Origin of the sequence: Mesorhizobium sp. AR10, assembly GCF_024746795.1 — a bacterium.
Classification (GTDB): domain Bacteria; phylum Pseudomonadota; class Alphaproteobacteria; order Rhizobiales; family Rhizobiaceae; genus Mesorhizobium.
In genome coordinates, this window is sequence record NZ_CP080524.1 from 2675709 (window position 1) to 2687809 (window position 12101).

Below are 12101 nucleotides of genomic sequence, written 5' to 3' on the forward strand. Positions count from 1 at the left end.
AGTACTATTGACGTAATTTTCCGGCAATGGTAATTTTTGGCAAGCTTTTCGGCGGATTGCGAACGAAAAGGCAAGGGGAAGCCGTTTTTCCGGAATTTCCTGAGTTTGCCATACCTCAAATATCCGCCTACGCTTTGAGACACCGTCTGCCCTGATGCGGCCGACACGAAACAAGCAACGACACAATGATGTGCGGGCGGCGGTCCGCGGGAGGTTTCCATGGCATCCGTTCCCTTCGACCAACTGGACGGCTTTATCTGGATGAACGGCGAGTTCGTCAAATGGGTCGACGCCAAGGTCCATGTGCTGACCCATGGTCTGCACTACGCGAGCGCCGTGTTCGAGGGCGAGCGCGCCTATGGCGGCGAGATTTTCAAGCTCAACGAGCACACCGAGCGCCTGCATGAATCGGCGCGCCTGCTCGGCTTCAAGATTCCCTATTCGGTGGCAGAACTCAACGACGCCTCCACCACGCTTCTGAAGAAGCAGGGCTTCCAGGACGCCTATGTCCGGCCGATCGCCTGGCGCGGCAGCGAGCAGATGGGCGTTTCGGCGCAGAACAGCCGCATCAACTGCGCCATCGCCATCTGGCAATGGCCGAGCTATTTCGACCCGGCACAGAAGCTCAAGGGCATCCGTCTCGATCTGGCCGAGTGGCGCCGGCCCGACCCGCGCACCGCGCCGTCCAAGTCGAAGGCTGCCGGCCTCTACATGATCTGCACCATGTCCAAGCATGCCGCCGAAGCCAAAGGCTATGCCGACGCCATGATGCTCGACTGGCGCGGCCAGGTCGCGGAGGCGACGGGCGCCAACATCTTCTTCGTCAAGGACGGCAAGATCCATACGCCCAAGCCCGATTGCTTCCTCGATGGCATCACCCGCCGCACGGTCATCGGGCTGGCCAAGGACAATGGCTTCGAGGTGATCGAGCGCGCCATCATGCCCGACGAACTCGAAGGCTTCGAGCAGTGTTTCCTCACCGGGACAGCAGCCGAAGTGACGCCGGTTTCGGAGATCGGGCCATACCGATTCGAGGTCGGCGAGATCGCCAAGACATTGATGAATGACTATTCTGCAGCCGTTCAACCCAAGCACGCGATCGCAGCAGAATAGCGAAAGTCACAGCTTTTTAGTCAAGCAGGGGCGGTTTTCGGGCCGCCCTTTTTATTTCAGCACGTCTGCATTTGACTTTCGTCTAATTCGGCGTCTCATGATGGCGTCGGCCCGGGAGGCTGGCAGCTATGGAGGGACTGGTAATATGGACATGAACACGCTTCTTCCGATCATTGTTCAGGTGATTACGGGTATCATCGGTGGTCAGGCGGTCGGTGCGGCGCTCAAGCAGGCGGCGTTGGGTCAGCTTCCTAAAATCCTGGGTGGCGCCATTGGCGGCGTCGGCGGCGCGGCCATCCTCGGCAGCCTGCTCGGCGGCGGTGCGGTCGATCCGGCAGCGGCTGCAGCGGCAACGAGTGGATTGGGTAGCGCGTTGAACTTGGAGAACATCGTTGGCGGCGCCGGCGGCGGCGCCATCCTGACCGGCATCATCGGCGCGGTCATGGGTGCGATGAAGAAATAAGCCTCGACATTTCAGGCTTTTCGCATGGGCGGCTTCGGCCGCCCATTTTTGTTTTTGGGGTACTCACTGTTTGCCTTTTTGGCGGTGGACGGCTTTCGCCTGTGTCTCTACATCGGAGGTCGGAGCATCCTTCGCTCCAACACACCGAAAGGACGACCATGGGGCAGCTCAATGCCGGCATCGTGCCGGTTACACCCTTCCAGCAGAACTGCACCATCCTCTTCGATATGGACGACAAGAGCGGTGTCGTCGTCGATCCTGGCGGCGACATCGACAAGATATTGTCGGTGCTGAAGGACAATGCGATTATCGCCGGTGCGATCTGGATCACGCATGGCCATATCGATCATGCCGGCGGTGCGATGGATTTGAAGGAGGCGCTCGGCGTCGAGATCATTGGCCCGCATGAGACCGACCGGCCGCTGCTCGCCAATCTTGAGAACCAGGCGAAACGCTTCGGCATCACCGATACCGTGCGCAATTGCGTGCCCGACCGGTTCCTCACCGAGGGCGAAACCGTGTCGTTCGGCCAGCATGTGTTCGAGGTCTTCCATTGTCCCGGCCATGCGCCCGGACATGTCGTCTACTACAACCGTGCGGCAAAGTTCGCCCATGTCGGCGACGTGCTGTTTCGCGGCTCGGTGGGCCGCACCGATCTGCCGGGCGGCGACCATGCCACGCTGATTGCCTCGATCAAGAACAAGCTCTTGCCGCTCGGCGACGATATCGGCTTCATCTGCGGTCATGGTCCCGGCGGCCGTTTCGGCGAGGAGCGCCGGACCAATCCATTCCTCGTCTGAAGGCACGGCTTCAACGGCAGTCGCGAGAACGAAAAAAGCGCTGCCCAGGGGCAGCGCTTTTTGTTCGAAACAGCATAGCTGTTTCAGTTGGCGGTGCAGAAATGCTGCTCTCCGTCATTGCCGGTGAACGTGCCGGTACGGGCGTTGAAGGTCCGGTAGCGGTCCGAGCAGTAATCGTACCATGCGCGGGTCCATGGCTCGGCGTAGCGGTCGGCATAGACGACCTGCGGTTCGACATAGTAGCGGCGCACCGGGGCCGGCCGCGGCCGCGGGTCGCGATCATACTCGTCATAGTAGGGGTCGTAATAGCTGGGCTGCGGGTTGTTGAGCGCGCCAACGATCAGCGCGCCGGCGGCGAGGCCAAGGACGCCAGCCGCGATGGCGTCGCCATTGCCATGATGACGGTGCCGGTGACGCCACTCGCCGGCGTTGGCCGCAGGCAAGGTGGCGAGCGTGGTCGCGGCGACGGCTGCAGCCAGGATGGCGGTCTTGAGAATTCGGTTCATTTTGGTCTCCTTCGTGCCGGCCCGTGTAGTTTTCGGGGGATGCGGTCCGGCTTTACCAAAGACTAATAGGCGACCGTGGCTGAACAGGGGCTGAACGAAATTTCGGAGGCGGTTCGATGCGGGCGCCATAAATCGCACGCTCGTGGAGAGCGTTCGGTCCTGTCCTTCAGGCCGCTCAGCCGACCGAAAGGTTGACGGCCTTCGGCCCCTTGCCGCGCTTGTCCGGCTCGGTGTCGAAAGTCACTTTCTGCCCATCCTCAAGACCGGGAAGACCCGACGCTTGCACGGCCGAAATATGGACGAAGACATCCTTCGCGCCATCGTCCGGCGTGATGAAGCCGAAGCCTTTGGCATGATTGAAGAATTTGACGGTGCCGGTCTGCGGCATGGGAGGCTCCCTTTGATCCCATAAAGTCAGTCTCGGGCCGGCAAATGCCCGAATGGAAATTTGTCCTTTATTTTAGCGCTATCGGCAAGAGAAAGTTTTGCGGGATGGGCAAGCGACCCCGGACACGAAAAAGGCGCGACGAAAACCGTCGCGCCTTCGAAAATTCAAACCCGGCTCTGTAGGCCGGCTCAAGGCCTTGCAGCCTCCTCCGCGCGTCCGAACGGACGCGCTGGCACGCCGATGGCTTAGGCGGCGCGGAGATTGACCGCCTTCGGACCCTTGCCCATACGGTCGGGCTCGACGTCGAAGGTGACCTTCTGGCCGTCGACGAGAGTACGCAGGCCCGAAGCCTCGATTGCGGAAATGTGGACGAACACATCCTTGGCGCCGCCGTCTGGCGTGATGAAGCCGAAGCCTTTGGTCGCGTTGAAGAATTTAACGGTGCCGGTCTGGGCCATTGGGGAAACTCCTTCACCCGTGTCAGTCTTGTGGTTTGCCCGCTGCCTGGCGCCGTGGGCAAGTCCCGGTGGTTGCTTCGGCAGTCACGCATTTGCGCATGGTCAAACCCCCCGCCGAAAACGGGGCCGTCAGAGATTCACAGTATCGGGGAAAGGTCGTCCAAAACGTTCCGCTCTCCGGGTCGCAAATGCCCGAACACAAAATTTATCGCACGGAAACGTGATGGTTGCAAGATAGACCCGCGGGCCGCCCCGATGGGCGCATCCCGACGCAGCGCATCGATAGACCCGGCTCTCTTCCTGGTCATCGGCCAGAGCCCGGCCACGCATGGTCCAGCGGCGGTGGCCAGCCACGTCGAAGGCGGTGTGCGCGAGCACGTCGCCATCGTTTCCGTCATACGGCGTACCGCAAACGGGGGTTGCATTTGGCACTGGAATGGCGAGGATCGGCTGGTGCGTTTAGCGCCGGGACGGGGGTCTCGAGGGAGACATATTCATGAAGTTTCTTGCGGCAATCTTCTCGCGACAGGGTTTTGCCATCCTGTTCCTGTCGGCAATTCTTAGCGCCTGCACTGTGGTGGTCGATGAGGGGCCAGGGCCACGCCCGCCAAGGCCGGAGCCGCAATTCTGCACCAAACAATACGAGCCGGTCTGCGCACGGCGCGGCGGCGACCGCCAGACATTCGCCAATGCCTGCCTTGCCGACCGGGCCGGATACCGCATCATCCGTGACGGCGAGTGCCGCGGCGGTGGTGGCGGCGGAGGCGAGGAGCAGACGTTCTGCACGCGCGAATATGCTCCGGTCTGCGGCCGCCGCTCTGGTGAGCTGCGCACCTTCCCGAACGCCTGCGAGGCTCGTGCCGCCGACTATCGCGTCGTCGACGACGGTCCCTGCTAGAGAGTCCCAGTTCCTCCCCGTCTCCGGACGGGGAGGCCACCGGCCGGCCGATAGGGCCGGGCCTTCTCCCACAATGGACGAAGGTGCCCTGCAACGGAACGGCCGGCCTCTATCCAGGTGACTTGAACTGTCGACAATAGGCGATGAACTCGGCCGCAGGCATCGGTTTGGCAAACAGCCAGCCCTGGCCATACTCGACGTCGTGTTCCACGAGGTAGTCGGCCTGTGCCTGTGTCTCCACGCCCTCGGCAATGATCCTCAGATTCAGTGCCTTGGCCATCCCGATGATATGCGGTGTGACTGAACTGGTGGCGGAGTTGGTGCTGATCGTATCGATGAACGACTTGTCGATCTTCAGCGCATCCAGCGGCAGACCTTCGAGATGGGACAGGCTGGAATAGCCGGTGCCGAAGTCGTCGATTGCCACTGTGTGGCCAAGGTCGCGGGCGCGAATGAGGGTCGAGCGCGCTGAATCAATGTCCACGAAGCCGCGCTCCGTCGCCTCCAGCCAGATTTGCCGCGCCTGGATTCCCGTGTGCTGCAGGGCCTTTTCGATCACGGGAAGGACCCTTGCCGTGCTGACATCAGCTGCGCTGAGATTGATTGCGACGTGGATGGAGCGATCGGTGACGAGCAGCCTGTTCAGATCGAAAATCACAAGGGCGACGATTTGATCGGTGATCTGCGTGATCAGGCCGCTCTCTTCGGCCAGTGGGATGAAAAGATCGGGCCGCACCAGGGAGCCGTCCGGCCTTTTCCAGCGCACCAGCGCTTCCGCTCCGATACAGTTGCCGGTCCTGAGTTCGACGATCGGCTGATAGTGAACGATGAACTCGCGCTTGCGGACCGCAATCTGCAACTCTCCCAAGGGCGACAGCCGCCGCCGCGACAACCAGACCACCATGCCGATGATAAAGGCGGCAATGAAAGCGCCGAGAGGAAGCAGCAGAAGCTGCTGTCTGCGAACACTGTCCAGAATCTGGCTTTCCGGTTCGGTGGCGACGGCAAGCCAGCCAATCCCGCGCGCGGTGGCGAACAGATGACCGTCATCGATGCCGTTGCCGGGACCGGCGATCATCTTTTCGATGCGGGCGGGATCAGGCCCGTTCAGAGCGCCAAGGAGGATGCCCTTTTCCGTCGCCAGAGCAAGTTGGACACCGGGATCGACGATGACGTCGACAAAGCGCACCGGATCTACGAGGACGTTGTGGTCCTTGTATTGTAGCGCCATCAGCGGATGGTCCTGGCTTGCCAAAGGCTGCATCCGAGCCGTGATGGCAACGCCGCTCGCGGTGGTAAAATCCGGCGGGGTTTGCGCGACGCGTTCTTTGGTCGGCCCCCAGGACGTGCATTTGAGCAGGCCATCTTCGAAATAGCCCATCTCTTCGATCGAGCGCGTGTTGATGGTGAGTTGCCGCATGCGGGCTATGTGGTCCGCAGAACAGCGGATGCCGGTGAACTGATCGACTTGCCGCAGCGCTCCGGTCGCATCGTTGAGCGATATGTCGGCCCTGGCGATCACGCGGCTGGCGAACAGCTGCAGCCGGTCGTGTTCTTGTTGAACTGCGAGAACCCATGAAAAATGCAACATGGCGGCGATGGGCACCATGGCGCCGAGCAAGGCCAACACCACCGCAATCACGATGATGCGCGACCTGTCCATGCGCCTCCTGCCTCGGATGCGAGCGGCGATTGTCGTGCCGGGTACCCGCAAAGTGTCAGGCCCCCAATGCGCCAAGGGCCAGTCGAAGTGGATCTTACGGCTTCGACCTTACATGAACTTTAATGGGACCGCTCCTTCACGCCACCGGATACGCGCCATCGGCAGGGCCGGCGTAAAGCTCGCTGCCGTCCTCGTCCGAGATGCGCAGACGGTCGGGGATCTGCGGCATGGCCAGGGTGTGGAACAGCGCGGTTGCGCCCTGCAGGGCGGCGCGCAGGTTCGGCGCCTCCAGCGACACCTTGTCGAGCATCGCCTCGTCGGCATCGCGCGACCGATAGAACTCGATGACGAAGTTCAAGCGGCGCCTCCGTGTTGGGCAGGCGTTGCGCGGCCCTGTTGCCGCGGCAGAAATCCTGCGGCGCGTCTTGTATTTTGAGGTCCCGAGAGAGACGGGCGCAGGACCCTGGAATGCCGATGCTCTAGTCTGTTTGAGCATCAGATTTTCCCAAGGCCCGGGCCAGTTTTTTGGGCCTAGCCCTTGGACTTCGGCTTCAGACTGGTTTCCGCCTGCTTGACCGCCGAACCGAAAGGCGAGGCCGGCTTGGCCACAACCTTGTCCTTCTTGGGCTTGCGTGTCTCGCGGTTGCTGCGCTGTTGACCCTTGGCCATTTTCTGGTCCCTCGTTGCGTGGTGGACGGTAGGTGTTGTGGTGTCGGCTTCGGCGCGTCGCGTGAAGGGGTTCAGTCGAAGCGCTTTAAGTCTTTGTTTTTATGCATGTCGTTGTCCCAAAACCGCTGCGCACTTTTGGGCAACATGCTCTAGACGGCCGGATTGTCGGCCGCTTCGAGATTGTCTTCCGTGGTGACCCGTTCGTGGGTCTCCTGGTCGCTGCGAATGCGGTATTGCGGCGAGCCGTCCTTGACCGGCAGCATGCTCTTGATCTGGAACAGCTCCGCGGTCTTCTGCACGAGGCCGGTGCGGCTCTTCATGCGAACTGTCTGGCCGATCGCGAAGTGGTGCGCGGGCGTGTCGGTGCGTGGGCGTGCATTCTGCTGGAAACGGATCATGCGGCGTTCTCCCGGTCTTGCCGAAGCGCGGTTTCGAGTTCGGCGTGGTCGATGGCGACGAGCTGGCTGGTCGGGCTTTTCACCGTCCTTGCCGGCAGATGGATGAAGGTGGCGACATGGCGCCAGGCAAGCCACGACATGCCGTCGATCAGCTCTTCGTCATGGTCGATGTCGTAGTCGCCGGCCGGCAGCTTTCCTTCCAACCCACTAAGCACGAAAGGTGCCGTGAAATGCGCGATGGAATGGGTGGTGCGGCCGGACATTCTGGTGACTCGATGTGGGCGAATGTGCCGCGCGCTCTTGCTATCGGCAATTTGAGTGTCGGCGATTTGGAATGAGATTGGCGGGGTCGTGAACCTCCGACGCCGCGAGATGCCAAGCTTGGCCCAAAAAACGATCTCAAATTGTTAATCTAAAATCCCGTGCAAATCAAGAAGATTTCGGTAAATGCCTGATCTTCTCGCAAAATTCGTTCTCTATAACTATCTGTAGGAAGCTGATAGGGTCCAGCCGCATTCTCAAAAATTGTTTGATAATTTGCCGGAGCATTTGTCCCGGCATTTGCATTTTATTTAGGCATGAGAGGAAAACCTATGATTTCCGTAAAAACCCCGGATGGCACGACGGTGACAATCAAGCCGATCGTCAAGCCGACAAAAGTCATCTCGGCGCGGCTGACGATCAGAGCTGACGAGGCGGCAAGGCGAACGATCGCCGACACTGACGGCACACTGCGCCGGGCACGTCAAATTGCCGAAAGCAACCGCCTGATTTGATAGAGCCGAGTTGGGGCGGGTTCGGTTCGAGACCAATCGCAGACAGGTTTGTCAGCCGCTTCAATTTTTGCGAAAGCCCAATTTTGGCGAAGGCCCGATTTACGAGGGCCGACTTGCGAGGGAAGGACTGCCAATGGATGTCATCAGAAGCACCACGGTCGGAGACGACAAGAGCAAACGCTTTGGCCATATGAGCCACGACTATGGGCGGCGTATCGAGATGAACAGATCGTGGACCATCTACCATGTCTTTACCGGCATTCCGGCTGAAGTCGGAACGCGAACCATGGTGGGTCTCAGCAAGAGTGATGCCACCGACGGGATGCTGTTCCTGAACTCCCATAATGTCGCAAGACGCAAGGCATCGTTCTCGCGCCAGGCGTCGCCTGGTTCCTGCACGCACTAGGGAATTCGAGCGCGGCGCCGCCTCGATCCACACTTGAATCTGCGTCTGCCATGCCTTAGGTCCGGCAAGCAGACAAACACGGCAGGTTTCCCATCAACCGAGATCCAAGAAAACCGGCAGGCGCAGGTGGTGGGCAACCACCGCTGGGACTTGATCAGCGCGTGCAGCAGGCGTTGCAACTGCATCAAGCCGGCCGCCGGCAAGAGGCCGAGACCCTGTATCGGCAGGTGCTGGCGCAAAAGGCCAACCATGCGGCGGCGGCGCATTTCCTAGGGCTGTTGCTGCACCAGACCGGGCGTAGCGCCGACGGTCTCGATCTCATCGAACAGTCGGTGCGCCTGCAACCCAAGAATCCGGATTTCCTCAACAATCTCGGCACGGTGATGCGCGACGTCGGCCGTGTCAGTGCGGCCGTCGATTTCTTCCGTGGGGCGGTGGCGATCCGACCGGATCAACTGGCGGCGCGCGACAATCTCGGCTCGGCGCTGAAACAGCTCGGCCAATTCGAGGAGGCCGAAACGATCTATCGCGGCACGATCGGTCGCAATCCCTTCCATGTGCGTGCGCGCATTGGGCTAGCCGAAACGCTGCAGGAAGCCGGGCGTCTGGATGAGGCGCTGGCAACCTTCCGCGAGGCGCTGACGATCCGGCCGAAGGACGCCAACCTGCTGCATGGGCTCGGCGTCGGGATGATGGAAAAAGGCAAGCTCGATGAAGCGGCCGATCTGTTCCGGCAAGCGCTGGCAGTTGAGCCCGGCATGGCCACGGCATGGCTGATGCTGACGCAGGTCAAGCGCCAGAAGGAGCGCGACGCGGAACTGACCGGCATGGAGGCACAGCATGCCAAGGCGCCGGCCGACAGCCTGGCGCGCATGCAGCTGTCCTTTGGTCTCGGCAAGGCCAATGACGATCTGAAGGATTACAACAGGGCCTTCGACTATTTCGCTGAAGGCAATGCGATCCGCCGCAAGGGCATCGACTACGATCCGGTCAGGACGCGCGCCGAATTCGAGGCGATGAAGACGGTGTTCGACGCCGGCTTTTTCGAAAAGCACAAGCCAAGTGCGATTTCCGATGACACGCCGATCTTCGTCGTCGGCATGCCGCGCTCGGGCACCACGCTGGTCGAACAGATCATCGCCAGCCATCCGCAGGTCTATGGTGCGGGCGAGCTCAGTATTTTGAAGACCGCGGTCGGCAAGCAGTTCCCGACAAATATGCCCGGCGGCTTCCCCTGTGGACTGGTGGACGTATCAGACGCGGAGTTTGCCGAGGCCGGCCGGGCCTATCTCGACATGCTGCATGCCCGCTATCCGAACTACAGGCATGTCACCGACAAGATGCCTGGCAACTTCCTGCTGATCGGCTTCATCCATCTGATGCTGCCGAAGGCGAAGATCATCCATTGCGCGCGCGATGCGGCGGCAACCTGCCTGTCGATCTACAAGGTGCATTTCCGCGGCGACAGCCACCGCTACGGCTATGACCTCGGCGAGCTTGCCGATTTCCACAATCTCTACACCGACATCATGGCGCATTGGCGCGCCGTCTTGCCGGGGGTCGTGCACGATGTGCGCTACGAGGATTTCGTCGCCGACCAGGAAGGGCAGACGCGGGCGCTGATCGCCCATCTCGGCCTGCCATGGGACGATGCGGCGCTGTCGTTCCACGAGACCGACCGACCGGTGCGCACGGCGTCCGCCGCGCAAGTGCGCCAGCCGATGTATCAGGGCTCGGTCGATCTGTGGAAGCGCTATGGGGAGCGGCTAAAGCCGCTGCTCGACAAGCTAGACCGATATTGAGGTGAGGCCGGCCTGCGAACGGTAGGTCCCTGCGCTTCCGGTACTCACGTACTTAAACGTACGCTCCGTTCCGGTTCTCGGAAACCACCGTTCTCGACTCGGCCTGACCTCAATCTCGGCCCAGCTTGGCGTCAGAGCTCCATGAATGGCTGGAAGCCGCCGAAGATCATGCGCTTGCCGTCGAAGGGCATGGGGCCCCAATCGGGTGTCAAACGCGGGTCGGCCATGACCTTGGCCATGACGGCATCACGGCTCTCCCGCGATTCTTAGACGGCCCAGGAGAAGATGACGATCTCGTCATCCTTGGCCTGCACGGCACGCGGAAACGAGGTCAACTCGCCATAGGGCACGTCGTCGCCGATACATTCGACGTAGGCGAGCGCGCCGTGTTCCATCCATATGGGGCCTGTGAGGTTGGCCAGCTTCTTGTAGTCATCGAGCTTCGCCTTGGGCACGGCGAGTACAAAACCATCGACATAGGACATTTGGAGCCTCCTGGAGTGCCGTCGAAAGGGACCTCACCAGCGCCAGCCGGTGAGGGGCTTCGCCATTCGCGATTGCTCAGGCTTTCTTGGCCGGCGCGTTCATCGCCCATTCGACGCCGAAGGGATCGCGCATATTGCCCCACTGATCGCCCCAGAACATGACCTGGAGCGGCACGGCGACTTCGCAGCCGGCATCGACGGCGCGCTTCCACCAGGCGTCGATGTCGTCGCTGCCGAGGTGGAGCTGCATAGTGTAGCCTTGCGGCTTGACGGCGGGCATCCCGTTTTCGGGATAGAAATCGGAGAGCATCAGCGTCGAGCCGTTGATGTGGAGGTGAATGTGCATGGTGCGGCCCTGCTCATCGGGCGGATAGAAGAATACCTGCTCGGCGCCGAAGGCCTTCTTGTAGAATTCGGCGGCCTTGAAGGCGCCGTCCAGCTGGAGATAAGGGGTCAAACCGCCGAGAACTTTCACTGCCGGCTGGGTGTGGGGCTGGTCGTTCATCGCTTGCTCCTCTTTGCGTTTGGTGTGGCCTTGCGAACCCTAGGACGAGTGAGGCGGCGGCGATCCTACACCGCCTATGCGTTTTTCTATGCCGACACCAGTTGCGCGAGGCCGTCGGCGATGACCTTTAGTCAACACGCGCAATCCTTGGGCTGTTTTGCGCGTCGACGACGATTTCCGGCCAGCCGATGTCCTTGCGCAATTCGATCGGCAGGGAAAGCAGCGCGCGCTCGCTGCGGTAACGGGCGCGAGCCGCCGTGTAACGGCTCGCAATACGACCAATGGATGACAGGTTAAACATGATGCTCTCCTCGATTGGCGCCGGCATCATTGTGTCGGCATCACAAGGACGGGGTGCGCGGCCATAATCCGACAGACCGCCGAGATTTTTTTGCGGCAGCACCAAAGGCGGCTCGAGGCGGGTTGTTGCCAGTGCCGCTTACCTCAAGCAGCAACTTCCAAGCGTTCGATCGTCTCGAGATCGGCCTTCTTGGCCTCTCCCTCCACGGCAAGGTCATAACTGGACTGCATGTTCATCCAGAACTGCGGCGTGGTTCCGAAAAACTTCGCAAGGCGCAACGCTGTGTCGGGAGTTACCGGTGTCGTCTCGCTGGCCAGGCGCTCGATACGTGTGCGCGGCACATGCAGCTTTTTAGCCAGCGTATAGGGCTTCAGGCCAAGTGGTATGAGATACTCCTCGCGGAGGATTTCTCCGGGGTGGATCGGGGGGAAGATGTTAACAACCATCTTTGGTATCCTTTACGGTTTGGG

General features: G+C 60.9%; 18 protein-coding genes and 1 pseudogene. 7 read left to right on the forward strand and 12 right to left on the reverse strand.

The window, feature by feature from the left end:
* Nucleotides 1-219: 219 nt before the first annotated feature.
* The 3 genes from LHFGNBLO_RS16540 to LHFGNBLO_RS16550 all read left to right on the forward strand — a co-directional run bounded on the left by LHFGNBLO_RS16540 (nucleotide 220) and on the right by LHFGNBLO_RS16550 (nucleotide 2376).
* A complete protein-coding gene (locus LHFGNBLO_RS16540) occupies nucleotides 220-1113 on the forward strand; it encodes a branched-chain amino acid aminotransferase (RefSeq protein ID WP_258609073.1) in 894 nt (297 codons plus the stop codon).
* Between the two features lie 145 nt (nucleotides 1114-1258).
* Nucleotides 1259-1576, forward strand: coding sequence for a hypothetical protein (locus LHFGNBLO_RS16545; protein WP_258609756.1), 318 nt, complete (start codon nucleotides 1259-1261; stop codon nucleotides 1574-1576).
* Nucleotides 1577-1734: 158 nt separating this feature from the next.
* The gene (locus LHFGNBLO_RS16550) at nucleotides 1735-2376 is read left to right on the forward strand and encodes an MBL fold metallo-hydrolase (RefSeq protein ID WP_258609074.1); all 642 of its coding nucleotides are present in this window, start codon (nucleotides 1735-1737) and stop codon (nucleotides 2374-2376) included.
* 83 nt (nucleotides 2377-2459) lie between these two features.
* Here LHFGNBLO_RS16550 and LHFGNBLO_RS16555 read toward each other — a convergent pair whose 3' ends face one another.
* From LHFGNBLO_RS16555 to LHFGNBLO_RS16565, 3 genes are all read right to left on the reverse strand, one after another.
* The gene (locus LHFGNBLO_RS16555; protein WP_258609075.1) at nucleotides 2460-2882 is read right to left on the reverse strand and encodes a BA14K family protein; all 423 of its coding nucleotides are present in this window, start codon (nucleotides 2880-2882) and stop codon (nucleotides 2460-2462) included.
* Between the two features lie 175 nt (nucleotides 2883-3057).
* Nucleotides 3058-3270: a cold-shock protein gene (locus LHFGNBLO_RS16560; protein ID WP_008877668.1), complete on the reverse strand. Its 213-nt coding sequence runs from the start codon at nucleotides 3268-3270 to the stop codon at nucleotides 3058-3060.
* A 245-nt stretch (nucleotides 3271-3515) separates the two neighbouring features.
* The gene (locus LHFGNBLO_RS16565; protein WP_006202520.1) at nucleotides 3516-3728 is read right to left on the reverse strand and encodes a cold-shock protein; all 213 of its coding nucleotides are present in this window, start codon (nucleotides 3726-3728) and stop codon (nucleotides 3516-3518) included.
* Between the two features lie 496 nt (nucleotides 3729-4224).
* Between LHFGNBLO_RS16565 and LHFGNBLO_RS16570 the strand changes: the two genes are divergently transcribed.
* A complete protein-coding gene (locus tag LHFGNBLO_RS16570) occupies nucleotides 4225-4626 on the forward strand; it encodes a Kazal-type serine protease inhibitor family protein (RefSeq protein ID WP_258609076.1) in 402 nt (133 codons plus the stop codon).
* A gap of 109 nt (nucleotides 4627-4735) precedes the next feature.
* Here LHFGNBLO_RS16570 and LHFGNBLO_RS16575 read toward each other — a convergent pair whose 3' ends face one another.
* The 5 genes from LHFGNBLO_RS16575 to LHFGNBLO_RS16595 all read right to left on the reverse strand — a co-directional run bounded on the left by LHFGNBLO_RS16575 (nucleotide 4736) and on the right by LHFGNBLO_RS16595 (nucleotide 7619).
* On the reverse strand, nucleotides 4736-6289 hold the full coding sequence (locus LHFGNBLO_RS16575; protein ID WP_258609078.1) for an EAL domain-containing protein: 1554 nt from the start codon (nucleotides 6287-6289) through the stop codon (nucleotides 4736-4738).
* Nucleotides 6290-6425: 136 nt separating this feature from the next.
* Entirely contained in the window at nucleotides 6426-6647 is a 222-nt protein-coding gene (locus LHFGNBLO_RS16580) for a hypothetical protein (RefSeq protein ID WP_258609080.1), read from the reverse strand.
* 173 nt (nucleotides 6648-6820) lie between these two features.
* The gene (locus tag LHFGNBLO_RS16585) at nucleotides 6821-6958 is read right to left on the reverse strand and encodes a hypothetical protein (protein ID WP_258609082.1); all 138 of its coding nucleotides are present in this window, start codon (nucleotides 6956-6958) and stop codon (nucleotides 6821-6823) included.
* Between the two features lie 149 nt (nucleotides 6959-7107).
* Complete coding sequence (locus LHFGNBLO_RS16590) at nucleotides 7108-7356, reverse strand: hypothetical protein (RefSeq protein ID WP_258609084.1); 249 nt, start codon at nucleotides 7354-7356, stop codon at nucleotides 7108-7110.
* Nucleotides 7353-7619 (reverse strand): hypothetical protein, encoded by a 267-nt coding sequence (locus LHFGNBLO_RS16595; protein WP_258609086.1) that lies wholly within the window; start codon nucleotides 7617-7619, stop codon nucleotides 7353-7355. Before LHFGNBLO_RS16595 ends, LHFGNBLO_RS16590 begins: the two co-directional genes overlap by 4 nt.
* 330 nt (nucleotides 7620-7949) lie before the next feature.
* Here LHFGNBLO_RS16595 and LHFGNBLO_RS16600 point away from each other — a divergent pair, with 330 nt between their 5' ends.
* From LHFGNBLO_RS16600 to LHFGNBLO_RS16610, 3 genes are all read left to right on the forward strand, one after another.
* Nucleotides 7950-8132, forward strand: a complete 183-nt coding sequence (locus tag LHFGNBLO_RS16600; protein WP_258609088.1) for a hypothetical protein — start codon at nucleotides 7950-7952, stop codon at nucleotides 8130-8132.
* Between the two features lie 133 nt (nucleotides 8133-8265).
* Nucleotides 8266-8538, forward strand: coding sequence for a hypothetical protein (locus tag LHFGNBLO_RS16605; protein WP_413774691.1), 273 nt, complete (start codon nucleotides 8266-8268; stop codon nucleotides 8536-8538).
* A gap of 161 nt (nucleotides 8539-8699) precedes the next feature.
* Complete coding sequence (locus tag LHFGNBLO_RS16610; protein ID WP_258609089.1) at nucleotides 8700-10340, forward strand: tetratricopeptide repeat-containing sulfotransferase family protein; 1641 nt, start codon at nucleotides 8700-8702, stop codon at nucleotides 10338-10340.
* A gap of 131 nt (nucleotides 10341-10471) precedes the next feature.
* Here the strand turns inward: LHFGNBLO_RS16610 and LHFGNBLO_RS16615 are convergent.
* The 4 genes and pseudogenes from LHFGNBLO_RS16615 to LHFGNBLO_RS16630 all read right to left on the reverse strand — a co-directional run bounded on the left by LHFGNBLO_RS16615 (nucleotide 10472) and on the right by LHFGNBLO_RS16630 (nucleotide 12077).
* Nucleotides 10472-10825, reverse strand: a pseudogene (locus tag LHFGNBLO_RS16615) (DUF1428 domain-containing protein).
* Nucleotides 10826-10901: 76 nt separating this feature from the next.
* A complete protein-coding gene (locus tag LHFGNBLO_RS16620; protein ID WP_258609090.1) occupies nucleotides 10902-11330 on the reverse strand; it encodes a VOC family protein in 429 nt (142 codons plus the stop codon).
* A gap of 127 nt (nucleotides 11331-11457) precedes the next feature.
* On the reverse strand, nucleotides 11458-11736 hold the full coding sequence (locus tag LHFGNBLO_RS16625; RefSeq protein ID WP_258610057.1) for a hypothetical protein: 279 nt from the start codon (nucleotides 11734-11736) through the stop codon (nucleotides 11458-11460).
* A gap of 38 nt (nucleotides 11737-11774) precedes the next feature.
* Nucleotides 11775-12077, reverse strand: a complete 303-nt coding sequence (locus tag LHFGNBLO_RS16630; protein WP_258609091.1) for a HigA family addiction module antitoxin — start codon at nucleotides 12075-12077, stop codon at nucleotides 11775-11777.
* Between the last annotated feature and the right edge of the window lie 24 nt (nucleotides 12078-12101).